A 20,792-nucleotide genomic window follows, 5' to 3' on the forward strand; every position below is an offset into this window, starting at 1 on the left:
ATGTGACTTACAACCGAACGCCGCCGTCAATTTCGACCACACGGCCGCTGAAAAAGTCATTTTCAATAATGTAGCGCGCACTGTGGGCAATTTCATTGGGCTGGCCCCAGCGTTTTAGCGGAACCATAGACAACGCGCGATCAACCGCTTCAGGTTTCATCTGTGCCGTCATTGGAGTTTCAATAAAGCCCGGCGCAATGGCACCGCAGCGAATGCCGTAACGACCCAGTTCGCGAGCCCAGGTCACCGTCATAGCAACCACACCGGCTTTGGTTGCGGAATAGTTAGTCTGTCCCATATTACCAGCACGCGCGACGCTGGAAATATTGATGATAACGCCTTTCTTGCCGGCTTTTACCATCTGTGCCGCGGCTTCACGGCCGCATAAGAAGGTACCGGTGAGATTCACATCCAGTACCGACTGGAACTGTTGTAAAGGCATTTTCTGTTTCAGTTCGCCGTCTTTGAATTTGATCAGCAAGCCGTCACGCAATAGGCCTGCGTTGTTCACCAGCACATCAATGCCATCAAACTCTTGCTGAATTTGCTCAAATACGGTTTCTACCGACTCTTCGTCAGTGATATCAACTTCATAACCAACCACTTTGGCTGCGCCCAACTTTTCGCATTGCTCCTGAGCTTCACCTAATACGTCGCCGTTAATATCAATAAGCGCAAGTTTGGCACCTTGTCTCGCGAAATCTTCAGCCATCGCAAGGCCCAGCCCCTGAGCACCACCGGTAATAACAATGACACTGTCTTTAATTTGCATGTGTTTCCCCAATTCTTAGGTTACTTCTGTGACTTAGGTGCCACATAATTAAAAATACTGGAAAAGTCCTGGCGACCATGGCCTTGCTCAGACCAGCTGTGGTAAAGGTTGCGAGTCAGTGATCCCATAGGCGTTGCGGCACCACTTTCTAATGCGGTTTGTTGCGCCAGACCTAAATCTTTAGCCATTAAGTCAACCAGAAAGCCGCCTTGGTAGTCGTTACTTGAAGGCACGTTATCCATTACCCCTGGGCACGGATTATATACCTGTAATGTCCAATTACTACCCGAGCTTGCCAGCATAATTTCCGATAAAACTTTCGGGTCCAACCCGTTAGCCTTACCTAATTGCAGAGCTTCAGAAGTACCCACCATTAATACTGACAACAACATGTTATTACAGATTTTTGCAATCTGTCCGGCACCGACATCACCGGCGCGGAAAACATTTTTGCCCATGTCGTTAAGCACGCTACGAGCCCGGTCAACGTTAGTTTCTGTACCACCGCAAATAAAGGTTAAGGTACCCGCTTTCGCGCCACCAACACCACCAGAAACAGGGGCGTCGATAAAGGCAATACCAGCTTTCTCTAACTGTTCACCCACATACATAGCGGTTTCAGAAGAAATGGTACTGCAATCAATAACGAGCTGATCTTTATTCAGCTTGTTGATTAGGCCGTCGTCACCAAGGTAAACGCCTTTTACGTGACGGTCTGCAGGCAGCATAGACACCACAAATTCAGCTCCGTCGATGGCTTCAGCTGCTGTTTTCGCAGCCTGTGCACCGTCAGCAACTATCGCTTTAAGTGCTTCTTCCGATAAGTCAAAAGCCTTAACCTTGTGGCCGGCTTTTGCCAGATTGCTGGCCATTGGGCCACCCATGTTACCCAGTCCAATAAATCCTACGGTTGCCATAAAGGCACTCCTTCTTGTTAATTCGTTTTATTTATCAAGATCGGCTAATGGATGCGTTCGCTCGCCCCAGGGCGGTAAAAAGAATGCATCAATCTCTTCCGCTGGTACTTCGGCTACCGAGCTATGCTGCCATTGTGGATTCTTATCTTTATCAATCAGCAGTGCCCGAATACCTTCGGCAAAGTCACCACGAACTGCACAGTTACAGGACAAGGTTAGCTCTAAACGGAAACAGTCAGCCAAAGACAAGTCAGAGCCTTGCTGCAACTGGTTCCAGACCAGGTGCGATGTAAACGGACAACCATTGGCCAGGTTCTTACGCGCCCGCGCCAGCCATTTATCATCGGTTTCGTCACTGACAATACGTTCAACAATTTCACCAATATCATTGCCCGTTGTCAGCTCTGTTATTAGCTTCTGATGTGGTTCTACCTGAGGCGTGGGTAATGCTGTTGGGTCACTACTTGCCACGTCACTCAGTAAGTCCGTCACTTTTTGTTTGTTCAGAGCCTCAGTATTGCCCCATTGAACTTCTTTCAGCTTATTCAGAATGCTTTCTTTGCTCTCATGCCCAACAAAGTGATCGGCCAGGTTCAGATACAGTGCATCGTTCGCATTCATCGTTGCGCCGGTAATACCTAAGAACAAACCGCAACCTCGTGGCATGCGATTAAGGAAGTAGGTCGCACCAACATCCGGGTACAAACCAATAGTCACTTCTGGCATAGCCAGTAACGAACGTTCGGTCACAATACGGTGGCTGGCGCCATTCATTAGCCCCATACCGCCGCCCATCACAATGCCGTCACCCCAGCAAATAAGAGGTTTAGGGAAGGTCTGAATAAAGTAGTCCAGTTGATATTCCTGGGTGAAGAAGTTTTCGACTTCTTCCACTAATTTGCCCGGCTCTGCCTGCATGGCTTTATACATAGCCACAATGTCACCACCGGCACAGAATGCTTTTTCACCGGCACCCTGTAACCAGACACAAGCAACTTTGTCATCTTCTGCCCATTTTTTCAGCTGCGGTAACAGCTTTTCAGCCATTGCCAGGCTTAGGGCATTCAATGATTTCTCGGAATTTAACGTAGCAACGCCGATGACTTTGTCACCGGCGTTCAGTTCTTCAAAAAGTACAACGTCTTGCATGGAATCTCCTTACAAGATTTCGCGATCGTTATCAGCCAGAATGCGACGTCCAATAATCATGCGCATAACTTCGTTTGTGCCTTCCAGGATCTGGTGCACACGAACATCACGCACATGGCGCTCTAACGGATACTCTTTAATGTAGCCATAACCACCGTGCAGCTGCAGTGCGTCGTTACACACTTTAAAACCAACATCGGTCGCAAACTGTTTTGCCATAGCACAATAGGTAGTTTTATCAGCATCGTTGTTATCGACTTTACTGGCTGCCAGACGCACCATTTGACGGGCCGCAACCAGCTCAGTCGCCATATCGGCTAACTTAAACTGTAGCGCCTGAAAAGCCGCGAGGGGCTTACCAAATTGCGTACGTTCCTGCATATAAGCTTTGGCAGTATTTAATGCCGCTTGCGCTGTACCCACAGAACACACCGCAATGTTAATGCGTCCGCCGTCTAAGCCCATCATGGCAAACTTAAAGCCTTCGCCTTCTTTACCCAGCAGGTTTTCTGCCGGAATGCGAACGTCTTCAAAAGTCACTAAGCGGGTAGGCTGTGCATTCCAGCCCATTTTATCTTCGGCTTTACCGTAAATAACACCTTTCGCGTCCGCCGGTACAGCAAAGGCAGAAATGCCTTTAGGTCCGTCTTCGCCAGTACGAGCCATAACCACTAAAACGTCAGTTTCACCGGCACCGGAGATGAACATTTTAGAGCCATTTAAGACGTACTCGTCGCCGTCTTTTTTCGCACTGGTACGCAAGCTGGCAGCGTCTGAACCAGAGCCTGGTTCGGTCAGGCAGTAAGAGCCAAGCTTCTCACCGGTAACCAACTCGGACACCCACTGGTCAATCACTGACTGTTGGCCGAAAGAACCAATCATCCAGGTGACCATGTTATGAATGGTCATCATGGCCGTGGTTGCGGTACAACCACCTGCCAGCTGCTCAAAAATAAGCGCTGAGTCCAGACGGCTCATTCCGAAGCCGCCAGCCTCTTCCGGCGTATACATGCCCATAAAGCCCATTTCACCAGCTTTACGGAACACTTCAACGGGGAAATAATGCTCTTCGTCCCACTTAGCCGCATTAGGCGCCAGCTCTTTGTCGGCAAAAGCTTTGGCAGTATCCACAAAGGCTTGCTGGTCTTCTGTCAATTCGAAATTCATCGTTATCCCCTATTATCTCAGGTTAATTGACATGTTCGGACCTGCTGGATCTTCAAGGTCGCTCTCAAACCAACGCGCCGTTACCGTCTTAGTTTCGCTGTAGAAACGAACGCCCTGCTTACCATAAGCGTGAAGGTCACCAAAGAATGAACGCTTCCAGCCAGTAAATGAGAAGAACGGCAGCGGTACCGGAATTGGAATGTTGATACCGACCTGACCCACTTCAACTTCGTGCTGGTATTTACGCGCGGCGGCACCACTTGCGGTAAAGATAGAAGTACCATTACCGTAAGGGTTGTTGTTAACCAATTCCAAAGCGTCTTCAAGGCTGTCCACTTCTGTGGCGCACAATACCGGACCGAAAATTTCTGTTTTATAGATTTCCATATCCGGCGTTACGTTAGAGAACACTGTTGGGCCAACCCAGTTACCATTTGGCAGACCGTCAACTTTGCAATTACGACCATCAACCAGCAATTTAGCGCCTTCTTTCTCACCCTGAGTAATCAAAGCTTCAACGCGTTCTTTCGCTTGTGGACTAATAACCGGGCCATAAGCGGCACCTTCGTCATTCCATGCGCCCGGACGAACCTTAGCAATAGCTTCCGCTATTTCAGGGATCCACTCTTTTGCCGCGCCAACAAATACTGCGACAGAAATAGCCATACAACGTTGACCCGCCGCACCGACAGAAGAGCCAACCATATTATTGATGACTTGCTGTTTATTGGCGTCAGGCATAATAACGCAATGGTTTTTCGCACCAGCAAAAGCCTGTACACGCTTACCATTTTCCGTACCACGGCGGTAAATATATTCAGCAACCGGCACTGAGCCTACAAAAGACAAGGCACGAACGTCCGGGTGGTCTAACAGAAAATCGACCTGTTCTTTATTGCCGTGCAATACCTGCAGTACGCCTTTAGGTGCGCCAGCTTCTTCGAACAGTTCAGCCAAACGGGTTGGCGTTAACGGATCTTGCTCGGAAGGCTTCAGAATGAAGGTATTACCACAAGCAATGGCCAGCGGGAACATCCACAGTGGGATCATCGCCGGAAAGTTAAACGGCGTAATACCAGCGCAAACACCTAATGGCTGAGTGTAACTATAAGAATCAATTTTACGAGCAACGTTTTCAACTGTCTCGCCCATTAATAACGAAGGAATATTCGCTGCGTGTTCAACCACTTCTATACCACGCCAGACATCACCTTTGGCATCTTCAAAAGTTTTACCAGTTTCTTGCGCCAGAGTCTCTGCAATTTCTTCCTGATGTTCTTTTAACAAGGCCTGATAGCGCATCATTACGCGAGCACGCTCAGAAACAGGCACTTCTTTCCAGGTTTTAAAAGCTTCACGAGCACTCTCAACCGCTGCGTCCATTTCGCTTTGAGTAGCAACTGGCACTTGAGCGATAACTTCCTGAGTTGCCGGGTTGGTGACAGGAATCCACTGTTCTGACTTCGAGGCGACAAATTCGCCATCTATATACAGAGGCACTTTCTTAGACATAATTCACCTTCTTATTGTGTTATTTTGTCATCTATTGATGAGCTAAATTTAGTTAAGTGAGCCTTAACGTGACCCTCTTAATTCTGATTACTTTACTTTGGGCCGCCAGCTTTTCGCTAATCGGCGTTTATCTTGCCGGCCAGGTTGACGGTTATCTTGTTGTCTTTATCCGTATGGTTTTAGCCTTAATAACGGTTTTGCCGTTATTCCGCTGGAGGCATCTGTCACCACAAAATGGGCAACTACCTCAACTAGCTAAACTGGCCGTTATTGGCGCTGTACAAATTGGCGCCATGTATTTGTTTCTTTATCATGCGTTTTTGTATTTGAGCATTGCCGAAGTGCTTTTGTTCACTATCTTTACACCACTCTACATAACGCTAATTGACGAGCTGATACTTAACCGCAAGCATCTGCCGCTGTTATGGTGGATAGCCGCTGCGGTATCGGTATGCGGCGCCGCCATCATTCGCTATCAACCCTTGTCCGATGATTTCATCACCGGCTTCTTTTTAATTCAGGCAGCCAATGCGTGCTTTGCCGCCGGTCAAGTTGCTTATAAACGTTTACCCACGGGTAAAACCTTAGAACAAAGCCAGCAATTTGCCGCCTTTTTCTTTGGCGCCAGTGTTATCGCCGGCCTTGGTGTTTTATTCTTTGGCGACTTAACCAAAATGCCGACCACCAATCTTCAATGGGGCATTTTATTGTGGCTCGGTATTGTTGCCTCCGGGCTTGGTTACCTTGGTTGGAACCTTTCCGGTAAACGAGTCAATACCGGGCAACTGGCCACCATGAACAATGCGTTAATTCCCGCGGGCATTTTGGTTAATGTCATTTTTTGGGAACAGTCTTTCGACTATACCCGGTTAAGCATTGGCGCTCTTATTATTATTCTTGCCGTATGGCTGGCAGGACGGGTTAACAAACTTAAACCCGCCCGCTAACCAACGCTTTAGATCATTTCTACGGCCAGAGCAACGGCTTCACCACCACCAATACACAGTGAGGTGATACCCCGTTTCTGGCCTTTTTGTTTCAGTGCATGCAGCAAAGTAACCAATAACCGCGCACCACTTGCGCCAATAGGATGCCCTAAAGCACAGGCTCCGCCATGCACATTCACTTTAGCCGGATCCAGTTTCATTTGCTGAATAGCCAGCATGGTAACCATGGCAAAGGCTTCATTAATTTCCCATAAATCGACGTCGTCTTTAGTCCAGTCCAGCTTACTCAGCAAAGAATTCATTGCACCAATTGGGGCAACGGTAAATTCAGACGGCGCCTGAGAATGCGTAGTATGACCCATAACTCGCGCCAGCGGCTGCAGGCCTTTGGCCTTTGCATCGCTCTCACGCATTAAAATAAGTGCTGCTGCGCCATCAGAAATAGAACTGGAATTAGCCGCAGTAATGGTGCCGTCTTTTTTGAATGCCGCACGCAACTGAGGAATTTTGTCCAGACGCGCTTTACCCGGTTGCTCGTCAGTATCGACAGTGACGTCGCCTTTACGAGTAGAATATGTAACTGGGGTGATTTCGTCTTTAAAAAAGCCATCTTTAATAGCAGCCTGAGCTTTGGTAAGTGAATGAATGGCAAACTCATCCATTGCTTCACGACCCAGACCGTATTCGTCAGCGGTGTCCTGTGCGTAACACCCCATAGCTTTATGCTCGTAGGCGTCTTCCAAACCGTCCAGCATCATATGATCCAGCACTTGTCCGTGCCCCATACGATAACCGCTGCGGCCTTTTGGCAGCATGTAAGGTGCATTCGACATGCTTTCCATGCCACCGGCCAGTACCACGTCTGCTGAGCCCGCTTTAATTAAATCGTGCGCCATCATTGCAGCTTTCAATCCGGAGCCGCATACTTTATTAATGGTGGTCGCGCCCGTTGAGCGAGGTAGATCCGCATGCAGCATTGCCTGACGCGCTGGTGCCTGACCTAAACCGGCAGGTAACACATTGCCCATGATTACTTCTGAAATATCATCGGCTGCTAAACCGCTGTTATTCAGCGCTGCTTTTATCGCGGTTGCGCCCAAATTGGGGGCGGTAACTTCACTTAAGCTGCCCTGAAAACCGCCCATTGGCGTACGGTTGGCCGCTACTATAACGATTGAATCGCTCGACATTTTTCCTCCAAATGCACTTTACGTTAACGTAAACTTCCTCTAAGCTTAGATCTTAGGACAACCAAAAAGCAAGTACCGATGAACAATAAAGTGACCTACAGTATTGGCGAACTGGCAAAAGAATTTGACATTACCACCCGCAGCATTCGTTTTTATGAGGACGAAGGCTTGCTTTCCCCCAGACGCCAGGGGCAACAGCGCATATATACCAACAAAGACCGGGTTCGTTTAAAGCTGATTCTACGCGGCAAACGACTCGGTTTTTCACTGGCCGAAACCCGTCGTTTGTTCGAACTTTACGACGCGGATAATAGCAGTGCGGCCCAGCTCGAAAAGGTACTTGAGCTGGTCAGTGAGAAAAAACACTCACTCAAACAACAAATGGAAGATATTAATGTGTTACTGACCGAACTCAGTGGTCTGGAGCAACGTTGCCAAGACGAGCTCGAGAATATTCAGTCGTCAGTTTCAGAAGTTCATTCTCAGGAGTCGTTATGATCAGTCAATATACCACCTTTAACTTTGGTCTCGGCGAAACAGCCGATATGATCCGTGAACAGGTTAATGCCTTCGCGCGTGATGAAATAGCCCCACGCGCCGCCGAAATTGATGAAAAAAATGAATTTCCCGGCGATTTATGGCAGAAACTTGGCGACATGGGTCTGCTGGGCTTAACCGTTGCCGAAGAATATGGTGGTTCCGGCATGGGCTACCTTGAACATGTTATTGCTATGGAAGAAATTAGCCGCGCTTCTGCCTCGGTTGGCTTAAGTTATGGTGCCCATTCAAACCTCTGTGTTAACCAAATTCATCGCAACGGTAACGAAGAACAAAAACAAAAGTATTTGCCTAAACTATGCACCGGTGAGCACGTTGGTGCTTTAGCTATGAGTGAACCTAATGCCGGTTCTGATGTAGTCAGCATGAAATTACGTGCAGAGAAGAAAGGCGACAAGTACATTCTGAACGGTAATAAAATGTGGATCACTAACGGTCCGGAAGCTAATGTCTTTGTCATTTACGCGAAAACCGAACCCGAGAAGAACTCACGGGGCATTACGGCCTTTATCGTTGAAAAAGACACACCAGGATTCAGCCAGGCGCAAAAACTCGACAAACTGGGTATGCGTGGTTCAAATACCTGTGAACTGGTCTTCGAAGACGTCGAAGTCCCCGAAGAAAACATTCTGGGAGAGCTAAACGAAGGCGTTAAAGTGTTGATGAGTGGCCTTGATTACGAGCGCGCTGTTCTTGCAGCGGGTCCTTTAGGCATTATGCAGGCCTGCCTTGATACATGCGTACCTTATATTCATGATCGTAAACAGTTCGGTAAAGAGATCGGCGAATTCCAGCTAATTCAGGGCAAAGTTGCTGATATGTACACTCGCACCAATGCGGCGCGTGCCTACGTTTACGCCGTGGCTCAATCTTGCGACCGTGGCGAGACCACTCGTAAAGATGCCGCCGGAGCAATTCTTTACGCCGCAGAATTAGCCACTCAGCTAGCACTGGACGCTATTCAGTTATTGGGCGGTAACGGCTACATTAACGAGTACCCCACAGGACGCCTGCTACGTGACGCCAAGCTTTATGAAATCGGTGCTGGTACGTCAGAAATTCGCCGTATGCTCATTGGCCGCGAACTGTTCACTGAATCCAAATAATAAGGAGGCAACGCCGTGGCGATTTTATCCAGTAAAATCAACACCCGCGATGCACAATTTGCAGCTAACAGCGAGTCTATGCAGACCGTCGTTAACGACCTGCAGGAAAAAGCGGCAAAAATTCATCAAGGTGGCGGTCCGAAGTATCAGGAGCGCCATTTGTCCCGTGGTAAGTTATTGCCCCGCGACCGTATTAATAAACTACTGGACGCGGGTTCACCGTTTCTGGAAATAGGTCAGTTTGCGGCCTGGGAATGTTACGAAGACTACGTTCCTTCTGCTGGTGTGGTTGCCGGTATTGGTCAGGTTGAAGGCACTGAGTGCATGATCATCGCCAACGACGCCACCGTTAAAGGCGGTACTTATTACCCGCTAACCGTAAAAAAACACCTGCGCGCTCAGGAAATTGCCGAGCGTTGCCACCTGCCTTGTATTTATCTGGTGGACTCTGGCGGTGCTAATCTGCCCCGTCAGGATGAAGTATTCCCGGACAAAGAACACTTTGGTCGCATTTTCTTTAATCAGGCAAATATGTCAGCCAAAGGCATTCCACAAATTGCGGTGGTTATGGGTCTTTGTACCGCAGGCGGTGCTTACGTACCGGCTATGGCCGATGAAAGCGTCATTGTAAAAGAGCAAGGCACTATTTTCCTTGCGGGTCCGCCGTTAGTTAAAGCTGCAACAGGTGAAGAAGTCTCAGCCGAAGAGCTCGGCGGTGCCGATGTGCACACACGCATCTCCGGTGTTGCGGATCATTTTGCTCACAACGACGAACACGCTTTAGCCTTAGCGCGTCGCTCAGTAGCCCGCCTTAACCGCGGTGAACCAACTAAGCTCGACCGCCAGCCAGCCAAACCGCCGCGTTACGACGCAAAAGAGCTGTATGGCATTGTCGGCACTGACTTGCGTAAACCTTATGATGTACACGAAGTGATTGCGCGCATTGTCGATGACTCAGACTTTGACGAATTTAAAGCCAATTATGGCAATACATTGGTGACCGGCTTTGCCCGCATTGACGGCTACCCGGTAGGCATTGTCGCAAACAACGGTATTTTGTTCTCTGAATCGGCACAAAAAGGCGCTCACTTTATTGAGCTTTGCGCCCAGCGCAAAATTCCACTGGTGTTCTTACAAAACATTACCGGCTTTATGGTCGGTAAAAAATACGAAGCCGAAGGCATTGCCAAGCACGGCGCGAAAATGGTGATGGCGGTTTCCTGTGCCAAAGTACCTAAGTTTACCGTGTTAATCGGTGGCAGCTACGGCGCCGGTAACTATGGCATGTGTGGTCGCGCCTATGACCCAACCATGATGTTCATGTGGCCTAATGCCCGTATCTCAGTTATGGGCGGTGAGCAAGCTGCAGGCGTTATGGCGCAGGTGACTAAAGACAACTTAGCCCGTAAAGGCGAAAGCTTAAGTGAAGAGAAAGAACAGGCGCTGAAAAAACCCATTGTTGAGCAGTACGATAAGCAGGGGCACCCCTATTATGCGTCAGCGCGCTTATGGGACGATGGCATTATTGACCCGGCACAAACGCGCGAAGTTCTGGCATTGAGCCTTGCCGCTTCATTAAATGCACCGATTGAAGACAGCCGCTTCGGCGTCTTCCGCATGTAATCGGAGGTTATTAATAATGGCAAAATACACCAAGCTTGATATTAACGACCAGGGCGTTGCCACGCTGACATTGAACCGGCCTGACGTTCACAACGCGTTTGACGACGTGATGATCGCAGAGCTGCTGCAGGCGTTAAAAGAAGTTGAAGAAAGTGCCAGCGCGAGAGTGCTGGTGCTTCGCTCAGAAGGTAAAAACTTTTCTGCCGGTGCGGATCTTAAATGGATGCGCTCCATGGCCGATAAAAACTACCAGCAAAACGTGGATGACGCGGGTGAGCTTGGGCTGTTAATGGAGCGTCTGGACTTGCTCAGCAAGCCCAGCATTGCTTTAGTCCAGGGAGCCGCTTTCGGCGGTGCCGTAGGCCTGGCCGCTTGCTGTGACATTGTACTGGCGCAGCCGCGCAGCAGCTTCTGCCTGAGTGAAGTCAAAATTGGGCTTATTCCTGCGGTTATCAGCCCTTATGTTGTGCGTACTATTGGCGAGCGCCAGTCGCGTCGCTATATGCTCACCGCCGAGCGCTTCTTTGCCGACAAAGCACAGGAGCTAGGTCTGGTTAACGAAGTTGTAGAAGATTTCGAGGAGCCACTGAATAAGTTATTAGAAGCTCTTCTAGCCAATAGTCCACAAGCGGTAGACGCCTGTAAGCAACTGATTCGCAATGTTGGTTCACGTCCAGTTGATAAAGACGTGCGTGAACACACCATTAAAGCCATTGCCGAAATTCGCGTGTCGGAACAAGGTCAGGAAGGACTCAGTGCGTTTCTTGAAAAACGCCCCGCCGCCTGGCTTAAACAGAGTTAACAACAGGTCTCATTATGATCAAAACATTATTGATTGCGAACCGTGGTGAAATTGCCTGTCGTATTATTGCCACAGCTAAAAAAATGGGAATTCGCACCGTAGCGGTATTCTCCGATGCCGACCGTAACTCACGCCACGTTAAGCTGGCAGATCAGGCCGTACATATTGGTCCTGCAGCGAGCACGGACAGTTACCTGCGTGCGGACAAAATTATCGCCGCTGCTAAACAAACTGATGCCGAAGCCATTCATCCTGGTTACGGTTTTCTCTCAGAGAACGAAGATTTTGCCGACCAATGTCAGGCTAACGATATAATCTTTGTTGGCCCGCCAGTATCATCCATTGCCGCTATGGGTTCGAAGAGCGCGGCTAAATCCATTATGCAGGACGCCGGCGTACCTCTGGTTCCGGGTTACCACGGAAGCGAGCAGGACATTAAAACGCTAAAAGCAGAAGCTGAAAAAGTGGGTTTCCCGTTACTGCTGAAAGCGGCGTACGGCGGCGGTGGTAAAGGCATGCGTGTGGTCGAAAACATGGGCGAATTCGATGACGCCCTGAATTCCGCCAAACGCGAAGCTAAGTCCTCTTTCGGCAATGATAAAATGCTGATGGAACGTTTTATTCGTAACCCTCGCCACGTAGAGATTCAGGTGTTCACCGATGAACACGGTAACGCCGTTTATCTAGCAGAGCGCGACTGTTCAGTGCAACGCCGTCACCAGAAGGTGCTTGAAGAGGCTCCTGCTCCGGCACTAACCGAGAAAACACGTACCGAAATGGGCGAAGCTGCCATTCGAGCAGCCCAGGCAATAAATTACGTTGGCGCCGGTACGGTTGAGTTTTTGTTCGACCAAAGTGGCGAGTTCTACTTTATGGAGATGAACACTCGCTTACAGGTTGAGCATCCGGTTACGGAGATGATCACCGGCCAGGATTTAGTCGAATGGCAGTTGCTGGTCGCTTCGGGTCAGCCATTACCTCTGGCGCAAAATGACATTCAGGTAAACGGTCACGCGTTTGAGGCACGGATTTACGCCGAAGACCCGGACAACGATTTCTTACCCTGCACAGGTACCATTAAGCATTTACGTACGCCTGCAGAAGAAAACGGCATCCGCATTGACACCGGTATTGAAGAAGGCGATGAGATATCTGCTTTCTATGACCCAATGATAGCTAAGCTGATTGTCTGGGACACCGATCGTACCCGTGCCCTGCTGCGTCTGCAAAAGGCTTTGCGTGAATATCGTTTAACTGGGTTAACGACTAACGTCGACTTTTTGCATCGTTTGGCTTCGCATCCTGAGTTTGTGAAAACAAACCTGACAACCGAATTTATCCAGCAACATCAGGAAGAGCTTCTGCCCGATAGCTCGGTAAATTGTCAGCAAATTGCAACGGAAGCGGCTTTGTTTGATATTTGTCAGCGCCAACAACAGCGTGGCAGTTCACCATGGCAAAGTGGTAATGCATTTAGAATGAACTCAGCGGCGACACATACGGTTCCACTGCAATTTGGCGAAGAAACCTACTCCATTTCACTAATAGAAACCGCTAACGGAGAGTTCCTGCAGCAAGTTGATGACGAAAGCATACAATGGCAGGCATCTTTAACCGACGACAAACTCACTCTGACTGCCGGTAGTATGCGCTATCATCGCTATGTCAGTGCCGACGACCAGCAAATTACCGTATTCACCGATAACGGCCCTATGACTTTCCATCGACACCGCGTGACTGATACGCTGTCGGATGAAGCGGCCCATGGTGGTCACGTTGCCCCAATGAACGGGACCATCATGGAAGTACTGGTCAAAAAAGGCGATACAGTCAAGAAAGATCAACCGCTGGTCATTATGGAAGCCATGAAAATGGAGTACACCATTAAAGCTGGCCATGAAGGTGAAGTCACCGACGTCTTTTTCGCCGCGGGGGATTTGGTCAGCGACGGCGATGAACTGCTTACAGTGAGCGAAGCCGAATAATAAGACATTATTAGAAGTAACCAGGAGTAATTATGGCAATTGCAGAACAGATAAAAATCGTCGAAGTTGGTCCTCGTGACGGCTTGCAAAATGAAGCAGCTGTTTCTGTCGATGCAAAAGTTGCCTTAATTGAAGCGCTGGCAGAAGCCGGCGTTTCTTACATTGAAAGTGCCAGCTTTGTCAGCCCCAAATGGGTGCCGCAAATGGCCGACAGCCCTGCCGTTATGAAGCAGATTAAGCGTCGCCCTGGAGTGACTTACGCTGGTTTAACGCCCAATTTGAAAGGGTTTGAAGCGGCAGTTGCAGTCAACATGGACGAAGTCGCAGTGTTCGGTGCAGCATCGGAAGCCTTTGCCCAAAAAAATATTAACTGCAGCATCGACGAATCACTGGAGCGTTTTAAGCCAGTTATTGCCGCGGCTAAAGAAAAAGGCATTCCCGTCAGAGGTTATGTTTCCTGCGTTTTGGGTTGCCCTTACCAGGGTGAGGTTCCGGTAGAAAATGTGGTTAAAGTTGCAGAAGCTTTATACCACATGGGCTGTTATGAAGTATCGCTGGGCGACACCATAGGCGTCGGTACACCGCTAAAAGCTCAGGAAATGCTTGCTGCGGTGGCGGAAAAAGTCCCCATGGACAAACTGGCGCTGCATTTTCACAATACATACGGACAAGCTTTGGCCAATATCATAGCCTGCCTGCCACTAGGTGTAGCCACCATTGACTCGGCCGTAGCTGGCCTGGGTGGTTGCCCATACGCTAAAGGCGCCAGTGGCAATGTTGCCACCGAAGACGTGGTTTACATGTTAAATGGTATGGGCATTAAAACCGGTATTGACCTGAACAAGTTAATCGCGGCCGGAGCCGATATTTGTCAGCATTTAGCGCATGGCCCCCGCTCTCAGGTCGCAGTAGCAGAATTGGCAAAAGCTTAATTAGCAAAATAAGGGGATTAAAATGACTTCAGAAGCTTTATGGCAACCGTCAGCAGATACCATTGCTAATGCCCGCATGACAGACTTTCTACAACAAGTGAATACAGAAGAAGCCGCTGCGCTGGCCAATTATCACGACCTTTATCAGTGGTCCGTCGAGAACGACGAAAGTTTCTGGTCTATGGTGTGGGATTACTTTGATGTTATTGGTGAAAAAGGCTCTACGATAGTTACCGATAAAGAAAAAATGCCCGGTGCTCAATGGTTTCCTGAAGCCAGCCTGAATTTTGCCGAAAACCTGTTGCGTCATAAAGACGATCATATTGCTCTAATTTTTCGCGGTGAGAATGGCACACGCCAGCAGTTAACTTATGCCGAACTCAACCACGAAGTTGCCGCTTTTGCCGAAGGTCTACGCCAACGCGGAGTTGAAGCCGGTGACCGTGTTGCCGCCATGATGCCTAACTGCATTGAGACCATAATTGGTATGCTGGCAACCACCAGCATCGGCGCTATCTGGTCGTCTTGCTCGCCAGACTTTGGCGTTCAGGGCGTGCTTGACCGTTTCGGTCAAATAGAACCTAAAGTTCTGATTACTGTTGATGGTTATTTTTATAACGGCAAAAACCTCAACATAAAGAGCAAAACCGCCGATATCATTAAACAAATTCCCAGCATTGAAGCCACGGTGTTGGTTAATTTCAGCGAACAAAAAGATCGCATAAAAGGCGACAAAATATTTTCATGGAGTGATTTTGGCGACGCTGAAAAGACCCAGATAGATTTCGCTCCACGCAACTTTAATGACCCGCTCTATATTATGTTTTCATCAGGTACTACGGGCGTACCTAAGTGCATTGTTCATGGTACGGGTGGTACCTTATTGCAGCACTTAAAAGAGCACGGTCTGCATACCGACTTAGATCGTGACGACAATCTGTTTTACTTCACCACCTGTGGCTGGATGATGTGGAACTGGCTGGTCAGTGGACTGGCAGTGGGCGCAACCCTGACCTTATTCGACGGTTCACCTTTTGCACCTAAACCTGAGTTTTTATGGGATGTGGCTGACGAAGAAGGCATTACCGTATTTGGTACCAGCGCCAAATATTTAGCAGCGCTTGAAAAAGAAGGCGTTAAACCGGGAGAAAGCCATAACCTGGAAAAGCTGCGCAGCATCTTAACCACGGGGTCGGTACTACCACCAGAAAGCTTTGACTACGTTTACCGCGACATTAAAAAAGACCTGTGTCTGTCCTCAATATCAGGCGGTACGGACATTGTCTCCTGCTTTGCCCTTGGCTGCCCTATTCTGCCGGTTTACCGGGGCGAATTACAATGTCGGGGCCTTGGTTTAGCCGTTAACGTTTATGACGAGAACGGAAAGCCGGTTAAAGGCGAAAAAGGCGAACTGGTTTGTGAAAACTCATTCCCCTGCATGCCCGTAAGCTTCTGGAACGACGAGAATGGCGAACGCTACTTCAACGCGTATTTCGATAGATTTAAAAATACCTGGGCACATGGTGACTTTGCTGAGCTCACCGAGAACAACGGCGTTATTATTTACGGCCGTTCCGATGCCGTTCTTAACCCGGGCGGCGTACGTATTGGCACCGCTGAAATTTACCGTCAGGTAGAAAAGGTTGAGGAAGTATTGGAAAGTATTGCTATCGGTCAGCAATACGAAGATGACGAGCGCGTCATTCTTTTTGTAAAACTCAGAGATGGCATAGAGCTTAGCGACGAACTTCGTCAAACCATTGCAAAAACCATTCGGGCCAACGCGACTCCGCGGCACGTACCTGCCGTAATTTTGCAGGTTGAGGACATACCCCGTACTATAAGCGGTAAGATAGTCGAATTAGCGGTACGTAATGTGGTTCACGGCGAGCCCGTGAAAAACACGGATGCTCTGGCAAACCCAGAGGCACTGGATTACTTCCGTGATAGAGAGGAGTTGCGTTAATCCATGATGTTCCTGCACGGATCACGGCAGGCTGTTATAGCAGCCCTTGTTGGTTTGGTCATTACTGTTACCGCTTTTAGCTATTTGCGTTATCAGGAAAATCAAGTTGTCCACGATGCCCTGGAAGCCGAAACTTATAACTTGCAACGCGACATTCGACAAAGTCTGGTATCCCATTTGTTCGTCGCTGAATTGTTAGCTCGCGAGTGGGAACGTAGTGACCTTTCAATAGAGGAACGCTGGAAGGAAAATGCCGATATCGTTACTTTGTACTATCAGAATGTACAAGGCATCACCTGGCTCAATGATGAGCTGGATATTGAGCTTATCTACCCTCAGAACGAACAACCCGAACTACTGGGAACGCCTTTTGCTAAAACTCCATTACTGGAAAAGCTGAAGGCTTCGGAAGGAAACCGTCACGCAATGATGGGCCCTGCCGGGAATTTGGGCCGTATTAGCAGCGACATAGCTATTTTTGTCCGTGTAGAGCAGCAAGATCAAACTCACGGCTTTCTGGGTTTTGTAATAAGCCTGCAAAGCCTGTTTAACAATGTGGTGCGCAGTAACATCAGTGAAGGTTTCCAACTCAGTGTACGCAGTGACAACGACATACTGTATCAATTTGCCGGCGATACTTCATTACGCGAAGAATGGTCACATTTTCATTCACTACAATTAGTAGGAAATAGCTGGGAGCTTTCAGTCTGGCCGACCGCTGGTCATCTGGAACAACTACGCGGGGGAATTTCACTAGCCGCTTTAATCGCCGGTTTACTCGTAACCAGCATGCTGACTTTTGTCCTTTATATTTTAGGCCAGAGCCGTTTTAAAGCTCAGCAACTGGCCGATTCAAATATTGAACTTTATAGTGAAATTGATGAACGCGAGCGCATTGAAAAGCAGATGGCTTATCTTGCCGAGCATGATTCTCTTACCGGCCTTGTAAACCGAAACGCCTTGAAACGTATTTTGGGTGAGTGGCTGGAAACCGAATCGCCGCATAAAAAAGCCGCTTTGTTATTTATCGATTTAGATAGATTTAAGGAAGTCAATGATGCGCTGGGTCATACGGTTGGCGACGAATTGCTACGCCGGGTTGCACGACGCATTACAAAATTAGCACCTAAAGGTAGTGTTCTGGCGCGGGCTGGTGGTGATGAGTTTTTACTGGCAATAGCAAAACCTGATAGTCGCGAAAGTATTATCAAATTGTCTGAGCAAATGCTCCAGGCTTTGGACACGCACTTTTTCGTCGACGTCTATGAGCTCTTTATTAGTGCTTCTATTGGTGTCACTTTCGCGGATGATGCCGATTTTAACGCTGAATACTTTATTCGTAACGCAGACACCGCGCTATATCAGGCAAAAGAACATGGCCGCAATACCTATAAAGTTTACGATAAAGCCATTCACCGCGACTTGACCAAAAAACTGGAACTGGTTAAACGGCTGCGCCACGCCGTTTCTAAGCAGCAACTAACGGTTTATTACCAACCTAAAGTTGAGCTCGGTAGCCGCCGTATCAGTGGTTTAGAGGCTCTGGTTCGCTGGGTTGATGACGATGGCAGTATCATTCCTCCGGATGAGTTTATTCCACTGGCTGAAGATACCGGCCTTATTATTCCTATATCGGAATACGTGATGGAAGAAGCCTTCCTACAATTAAAGCAATGGCACGAACTTGGCTTCGACGAATTGAGCATTGCCATCAATATCTCAGGAAAACAGCTACACTTAGCTGATTTGGTCGATGATATTATGGAGCGGGTTAACGAAGCACAAATACCGCCAAACAAAGTTGAACTAGAGCTAACTGAGCAAGTATTTATCGAAAATATTCAGTCCCATACCCGTTTCATGCACTCGGTGCGTGAACAGGGAATGTCACTGGCTATAGACGACTTTGGTGTGGGATACTCTTCGCTTTCATATTTGAAGAATTTCCCGGTTACTTCGTTAAAAATAGATCGCTCTTTTGTCAGGGATTTACCACACAACGAAGACGACGCAACCATTACGCAGACCATTATTAGTCTGGCGCGTAATTTAAACCTGCAATTGGTTGCCGAGGGTATCGAAACCGAAGAACAAGTCGAATTTTTATTACAACGTGAATGCAGTACCGGACAAGGCTTTCTTTTCAGTAAACCGGTTCCGGCACGGCAAATCACTGAACTATTACAGCAGTATAAAGGGCTTATCCCTATCCAGATAGCCTGAATATAGTGGAGGTTAACGTGGAACGCGAAAGCATGGAATTTGATGTCGTCATAGTTGGTGCAGGCCCGTCAGGGTTGGCAACCGCCTGTCGACTCGGCCAACTCGCACAGGAAAATGAGCAAGAACTCATGATATGCGTAGTTGAGAAAGGCGCTGATATTGGCGCTCATATTTTATCCGGCGCGGTGTTCGAACCACGAGCCCTGAACGAACTTTTCCCTGACTGGAAAGATCGCGGCGCCCCGCTCAATACCGAAGTTACCGGCGATGATGTTTTATTGCTAAAAGACGAAAATAATCACAGTCGCCTGCCTGACTTTAGTGTGCCTAAAACCTTTCACAATAAAGGCAATTACATTGCCAGTATGGGTAACCTGTGTCGTTGGATGGCAGAACAAGCCGAACAACTGGGCATCGAAATATTTCCTGGTTTTGCGGCCTCTGAAATTCTGTATAACGACGATGGCAGCGTTGCGGGTATTCAAACCGGTGACATGGGTGTGGCTAAAGACGGTAGCGAAAAAGACGGCTATATGCCGGGAATGGAACTGCGTGCTAAATACACCTTATTCGCAGAAGGTTGTCGCGGTCATTTAGGCAAAGAGCTGATTAGCAGGTTTGAACTGGATAAAGACAGCACCCCGCAACATTATGGTCTAGGCTTTAAAGAAATTTGGGATGTACCAGAGGACATGCACGAGCCCGGCAAAGTGGTTCACACCGCAGGCTGGCCGCTAACCGACAGTGATGCTACTGGCGGCGGTTATCTATATCATGCCGAAGACGGACAAGTGTACTTAGGCCTTATTGTTGATCTTAACTACGCTAACCCTTACCTGAATCCATTTCAGGAGTTTCAGCGGTTCAAAACTCACCCGGCTATTAAGCAAATCATTGAAAATGGTAAGCGGGTGTCCTACGGCGCACGCGCTATTGCTAAAGGTGGCTATTATTCGTTACCGAAAATGACCTTCCCCGGAGGTTTGCTGGTTGGCTGTAACGCAGGCACCTTAAACTTTGCCAAGATCAAAGGAAACCATACCGCAATGAAGTCGGGTATGGTGGCCGCTGAATGTGTATTTGAACAGCTAAAAAATGGTAAAGCCAACGACGACATTACCAGCTACAAAGAGGCGTTTGAAAAGTCCTGGGTATTTGATGAATTGTATCGCTCACGCAATTTCGGCGGTGCTGTGCATAAATTGGGCACAATACTTGGCGGCGCTTATAATATGGTCGATCAAAATTGGTTTGGTGGTAAATTACCCTTTAAATTTAAAGAGTGGACACCGGATTATAAAGCGACAGGTAAAGCCGAAAACTATACGGCAATCGACTATCCAAAAGCAGATAATAAACTGACATTTGATCGTCTGTCATCGGTATTTTTGTCCAATACCAATCACGCAGAAGATCAACCCTGCCATTTAAAGCTCAGTGACGCTAATATTCCATTAGAGGTCAATTTACCGAAGTATGCAGAGCCTGCGCAACGCTATTGCCCTGCCGGGGTTTATGAAGTGGTTGAAGAAGACGGCAAACAAGTTTTTCAAATTAATGCGCAAAACTGCATACACTGTAAAACTTGTGATATTAAAGATCCTAGCCAGAATATAACCTGGGTTGTGCCCGAAGGTGGCGGCGGACCTACCTACCCTAATATGTAAACACTTCGTAAAGTTAATAACAAAAAACACCAAAGCATGTTAAATGTTTTGGTGTTTTTTCGTTTTAGGAACTAAAAATTATAAGTTTGTCGACTTATTAAGTCATAAATGTACTTTTAAACGAGTCATATAAAAATGAAGTGAAAAGAGAGCAGTATTGATAGTAATTATAAGTAATTGTTAATAAGTAACGCTATACGGTGATTTTAATCCTCTTTCTCTATTTCTATGTACTTATTCAATAAAAAGAAGTTTCAACTTAAACTGTAATAACAG

Annotated in this window: 16 protein-coding genes; 10 read left to right on the forward strand and 6 right to left on the reverse strand. The window is 48.0% G+C overall.

Going from position 1 to position 20,792, the window contains the following annotated elements; all coding sequences use genetic code 11:
• Window positions 1-7: 7 nt before the first annotated feature.
• The 5 genes from IL_RS04410 to IL_RS04430 are packed head-to-tail and all read right to left on the reverse strand — an operon-like array spanning window position 8 to window position 5,517.
• Window positions 8-772, reverse strand: coding sequence for an SDR family oxidoreductase (locus IL_RS04410; RefSeq protein WP_011234117.1), 765 nt, complete (start codon window positions 770-772; stop codon window positions 8-10).
• A 20-nt stretch (window positions 773-792) separates the two neighbouring features.
• Window positions 793-1,689 carry a 3-hydroxyisobutyrate dehydrogenase gene (gene mmsB / locus IL_RS04415; protein ID WP_011234118.1) on the reverse strand — a complete coding sequence of 299 codons (897 nt, stop codon included), beginning with the start codon at window positions 1,687-1,689 and terminating at the stop codon, window positions 793-795.
• A 27-nt stretch (window positions 1,690-1,716) separates the two neighbouring features.
• Entirely contained in the window at window positions 1,717-2,838 is a 1,122-nt protein-coding gene (locus IL_RS04420) for an enoyl-CoA hydratase/isomerase family protein (RefSeq protein ID WP_011234119.1), read from the reverse strand.
• 9 nt (window positions 2,839-2,847) lie between these two features.
• The gene (locus tag IL_RS04425) at window positions 2,848-4,005 is read right to left on the reverse strand and encodes an acyl-CoA dehydrogenase family protein (protein WP_011234120.1); all 1,158 of its coding nucleotides are present in this window, start codon (window positions 4,003-4,005) and stop codon (window positions 2,848-2,850) included.
• A 12-nt stretch (window positions 4,006-4,017) separates the two neighbouring features.
• Window positions 4,018-5,517 carry a CoA-acylating methylmalonate-semialdehyde dehydrogenase gene (locus tag IL_RS04430; protein WP_011234121.1) on the reverse strand — a complete coding sequence of 500 codons (1,500 nt, stop codon included), beginning with the start codon at window positions 5,515-5,517 and terminating at the stop codon, window positions 4,018-4,020.
• A 68-nt stretch (window positions 5,518-5,585) separates the two neighbouring features.
• Between IL_RS04430 and IL_RS04435 the strand changes: the two genes are divergently transcribed.
• A complete protein-coding gene (locus IL_RS04435; RefSeq protein ID WP_011234122.1) occupies window positions 5,586-6,464 on the forward strand; it encodes an EamA family transporter in 879 nt (292 codons plus the stop codon).
• An 8-nt stretch (window positions 6,465-6,472) separates the two neighbouring features.
• On the opposite strand, the gene IL_RS04440 is transcribed toward IL_RS04435, so the two are convergent.
• Window positions 6,473-7,654 carry an acetyl-CoA C-acyltransferase gene (locus tag IL_RS04440; protein WP_011234123.1) on the reverse strand — a complete coding sequence of 394 codons (1,182 nt, stop codon included), beginning with the start codon at window positions 7,652-7,654 and terminating at the stop codon, window positions 6,473-6,475.
• A gap of 78 nt (window positions 7,655-7,732) precedes the next feature.
• Here IL_RS04440 and IL_RS04445 point away from each other — a divergent pair, with 78 nt between their 5' ends.
• From IL_RS04445 to IL_RS04485, 9 genes are read left to right on the forward strand one after another with little or no spacing between them, the layout of a single operon-like run.
• Window positions 7,733-8,152, forward strand: coding sequence for a MerR family transcriptional regulator (locus IL_RS04445; protein ID WP_011234124.1), 420 nt, complete (start codon window positions 7,733-7,735; stop codon window positions 8,150-8,152).
• On the forward strand, window positions 8,149-9,318 hold the full coding sequence (locus tag IL_RS04450; RefSeq protein ID WP_011234125.1) for an isovaleryl-CoA dehydrogenase: 1,170 nt from the start codon (window positions 8,149-8,151) through the stop codon (window positions 9,316-9,318). Before IL_RS04445 ends, IL_RS04450 begins: the two co-directional genes overlap by 4 nt.
• Before the next feature lie 15 nt (window positions 9,319-9,333).
• Window positions 9,334-10,941, forward strand: coding sequence for a carboxyl transferase domain-containing protein (locus IL_RS04455; RefSeq protein ID WP_011234126.1), 1,608 nt, complete (start codon window positions 9,334-9,336; stop codon window positions 10,939-10,941).
• A 16-nt stretch (window positions 10,942-10,957) separates the two neighbouring features.
• A complete protein-coding gene (locus IL_RS04460) occupies window positions 10,958-11,743 on the forward strand; it encodes an enoyl-CoA hydratase-related protein (protein WP_011234127.1) in 786 nt (261 codons plus the stop codon).
• Between the two features lie 14 nt (window positions 11,744-11,757).
• Window positions 11,758-13,728, forward strand: coding sequence for an acetyl/propionyl/methylcrotonyl-CoA carboxylase subunit alpha (locus IL_RS04465; protein WP_011234128.1), 1,971 nt, complete (start codon window positions 11,758-11,760; stop codon window positions 13,726-13,728).
• Between the two features lie 32 nt (window positions 13,729-13,760).
• Window positions 13,761-14,660 (forward strand): hydroxymethylglutaryl-CoA lyase, encoded by a 900-nt coding sequence (locus IL_RS04470; protein WP_011234129.1) that lies wholly within the window; start codon window positions 13,761-13,763, stop codon window positions 14,658-14,660.
• A 22-nt stretch (window positions 14,661-14,682) separates the two neighbouring features.
• Window positions 14,683-16,626 carry an acetoacetate--CoA ligase gene (locus IL_RS04475; RefSeq protein WP_011234130.1) on the forward strand — a complete coding sequence of 648 codons (1,944 nt, stop codon included), beginning with the start codon at window positions 14,683-14,685 and terminating at the stop codon, window positions 16,624-16,626.
• A 3-nt stretch (window positions 16,627-16,629) separates the two neighbouring features.
• Entirely contained in the window at window positions 16,630-18,849 is a 2,220-nt protein-coding gene (locus IL_RS04480) for a putative bifunctional diguanylate cyclase/phosphodiesterase (protein ID WP_011234131.1), read from the forward strand.
• 17 nt (window positions 18,850-18,866) lie between these two features.
• Window positions 18,867-20,516, forward strand: coding sequence for an electron transfer flavoprotein-ubiquinone oxidoreductase (locus IL_RS04485; RefSeq protein WP_011234132.1), 1,650 nt, complete (start codon window positions 18,867-18,869; stop codon window positions 20,514-20,516).
• Window positions 20,517-20,792 lie beyond the last annotated feature (276 nt).

Origin of the sequence: Idiomarina loihiensis L2TR, from assembly GCF_000008465.1 — a bacterium.
Lineage (GTDB): Bacteria > Pseudomonadota > Gammaproteobacteria > Enterobacterales > Alteromonadaceae > Idiomarina > Idiomarina loihiensis.

Excerpts from the sequence above, each read along its gene's own strand:
- IL_RS04410 (WP_011234117.1), bottom strand. The coding sequence starts at position 772 with ATGCAAATTAAAGACAGTGTCATTGTTATTACCGGTGGTGCTCAGGGG.
- mmsB (WP_011234118.1), bottom strand. The coding sequence starts at position 1,689 with ATGGCAACCGTAGGATTTATTGGACTGGGTAACATGGGTGGCCCAATG.
- IL_RS04420 (WP_011234119.1), bottom strand. The coding sequence starts at position 2,838 with ATGCAAGACGTTGTACTTTTTGAAGAACTGAACGCCGGTGACAAAGTC.
- IL_RS04425 (WP_011234120.1), bottom strand. The coding sequence starts at position 4,005 with ATGAATTTCGAATTGACAGAAGACCAGCAAGCCTTTGTGGATACTGCC.
- IL_RS04430 (WP_011234121.1), bottom strand. The coding sequence starts at position 5,517 with ATGTCTAAGAAAGTGCCTCTGTATATAGATGGCGAATTTGTCGCCTCG.
- IL_RS04440 (WP_011234123.1), bottom strand. The coding sequence starts at position 7,654 with ATGTCGAGCGATTCAATCGTTATAGTAGCGGCCAACCGTACGCCAATG.
- IL_RS04445 (WP_011234124.1), top strand. The coding sequence starts at position 7,733 with ATGAACAATAAAGTGACCTACAGTATTGGCGAACTGGCAAAAGAATTT.
- IL_RS04450 (WP_011234125.1), top strand. The coding sequence starts at position 8,149 with ATGATCAGTCAATATACCACCTTTAACTTTGGTCTCGGCGAAACAGCC.
- IL_RS04460 (WP_011234127.1), top strand. The coding sequence starts at position 10,958 with ATGGCAAAATACACCAAGCTTGATATTAACGACCAGGGCGTTGCCACG.
- IL_RS04465 (WP_011234128.1), top strand. The coding sequence starts at position 11,758 with ATGATCAAAACATTATTGATTGCGAACCGTGGTGAAATTGCCTGTCGT.
- IL_RS04470 (WP_011234129.1), top strand. The coding sequence starts at position 13,761 with ATGGCAATTGCAGAACAGATAAAAATCGTCGAAGTTGGTCCTCGTGAC.
- IL_RS04475 (WP_011234130.1), top strand. The coding sequence starts at position 14,683 with ATGACTTCAGAAGCTTTATGGCAACCGTCAGCAGATACCATTGCTAAT.
- IL_RS04480 (WP_011234131.1), top strand. The coding sequence starts at position 16,630 with ATGATGTTCCTGCACGGATCACGGCAGGCTGTTATAGCAGCCCTTGTT.